The organism is Pseudoalteromonas sp. TP27 (genome assembly GCF_056470645.1).
The window spans coordinates 1-1,865 of record NZ_JARDAK010000070.1 but is presented as its reverse complement, the minus strand read 5'-3'; the positions used below and the strand labels follow the sequence as shown (position 1 = coordinate 1,865).

Below are 1,865 nucleotides of genomic sequence, written 5' to 3'. Positions count from 1 at the left end.
ACACCCAATTGGCGCATGACAATGAAGTTATTACTAATTTCAGCGAAATTTGAATTAAAGTGTGATCACGAGCAAAAAAAAGGTCGCCAAATTTGGCGACCTCTCCATAATCAATAACGTTAATACTATTGAGCTAAACTTACACGATCAACATCAACTTTCGTATAATTAAACTCTTTATCAATGTCACCATAAATTGTAATTTTAGTCGTTGGTTTCGCTTGTAAACCAAACCATTTATCATGGTCAATCTCTACATGCATTGTTCCTGTATTATCTTTAAACGTATAAATTTCACCGCCTAAAGACTCTACTAAATAACCAGTAAGTGATACTGGTGTATCATCACTAAACATACCTGCATCTAAAACAGCTTTAACTGAATTAATACCTGCCGCTGCTGGTCCAGAAAAGCCACCATACTGTGCATTTATTGGTTGATTAATTACTTGATTGTTAGCAAAAACAGATGACGAAACAAGCGTAACTAAAAGTAGAATTTTTTTCATAATAAATCGGGTCTTTTGCGTTTCTTGTTGGAGTAGAACCCAATAACCATAAGGGTTAGAATGTAGTATTGATTTCAAAACGTCCTGCATTTTATGAAAGATTTACGCATCCAACTAGGTATTAAAACTCTTGACATTGAATCACAACTCATTGATTCAAAAGGTAGAATAGTGATTACTGTCACAAGTACGCAAACTAAAACTAACTGCCATAAATGTGGAAAATCCGCGACAAAATGCTATGGGTACTCATCTCCAATTAAAATCAGGCATACCTCAATTTTTGATACTCAAGTCCTATTAAAAATCAGACCGGTTCGTTATCAATGTGAGCATTGCGATGATCACCCAACCACAACTGAAAAATATGACTGGTGCGCTAAAGGTGGGAAGGTGACGAAAGGATTGGAGGACTATTTGATGCGATGTGTCATTAATAGCACGGTAGAGGACGTATCCAAAAAAGAACGAATTGGCTATCGCGTATTAGTGAGTATCATGAAGTCGCGTATAGATAAATCTGTTGATTGGGAGCAGTACTCGAATATTCACACGATTGGCATTGATGAAATAAGTAACTGTAAAGGTCATCAAGATTTCATTGCGATTGTGAGCACCAAAGATAAGTACGGATCATTAACTGTGATTGCAGTCCTTGATGGTTAGGAATTTCAATCCTAACCATCAAGGTAAAATACCTCATTTTTTCTTATCAGAGTCTTCGACTTATTATTTTTTAACGGCTACCTTCATGCAAAAACACCGTTTTTATATGGTTTCTGCTCAAATTTGTGCGTTTTAGACGTAGTTATCCTACGCAGCGCTCCTTAATCGCCTATCTTCTCTCATACTAAAGCGACGTGAATCCAGTAATTCGTCATTCTTTGGGCCTTTTGTAAAACCTGTAAATACCATCCTGTTTCCACAAAGTGTACATTTGTATGGGTCGTTACCAGTAAACCCTTTGTATTGTTTGGCGTACGTTAATTTATCTGTCTGCTCTGGCTTTGTACTTTCTAAAGCAGCATAAACTAACGGAAGTAAACGACCTCGTTTACTATTGGAGAGAAAACCGTAGTAGCGCACCATCTTTAGATGCTTTTGAGGAATATGGCTTACATAACGCAAAATCATCTCTTCTTGCGTTAGAGTCATTGTTTTGTGCTCCCCATCTCTATGGTCTAAATACTTAAACACCACCGTTCCTCCGCTATAATGACGCAGTCTTGAGGCTGATATCGGCGGGCGCTTTAGGTAGCGACCTAAATAATTTACAGTTTGCTTTAACAGCTTAGTCTTCTTTGCAAAATGGATGTTCCAATATCTTTGATATTGGCGCTCTAAAAAAAATGCCAC

At 37.3% G+C, this 1,865-nt stretch carries 3 protein-coding genes; 1 reads left to right on the top strand and 2 read right to left on the bottom strand.

The features are described 5' to 3' along the window. Window positions 1-125: 125 nt before the first annotated feature. On the bottom strand, window positions 126-509 hold the full coding sequence (locus PX700_RS21935; protein WP_446701198.1) for a YgiW/YdeI family stress tolerance OB fold protein: 384 nt from the start codon (window positions 507-509) through the stop codon (window positions 126-128). Window positions 510-929: 420 nt separating this feature from the next. Here PX700_RS21935 and PX700_RS21930 point away from each other — a divergent pair, with 420 nt between their 5' ends. Next, on the top strand, window positions 930-1,175 hold the full coding sequence (locus PX700_RS21930) for a hypothetical protein (protein ID WP_479521940.1): 246 nt from the start codon (window positions 930-932) through the stop codon (window positions 1,173-1,175). 147 nt (window positions 1,176-1,322) lie between these two features. On the opposite strand, the gene PX700_RS21925 is transcribed toward PX700_RS21930, so the two are convergent. After that, the coding region (locus tag PX700_RS21925; protein ID WP_479521939.1) for an IS91 family transposase at window positions 1,323-1,865 on the bottom strand (543 nt) is incomplete at its 5' end.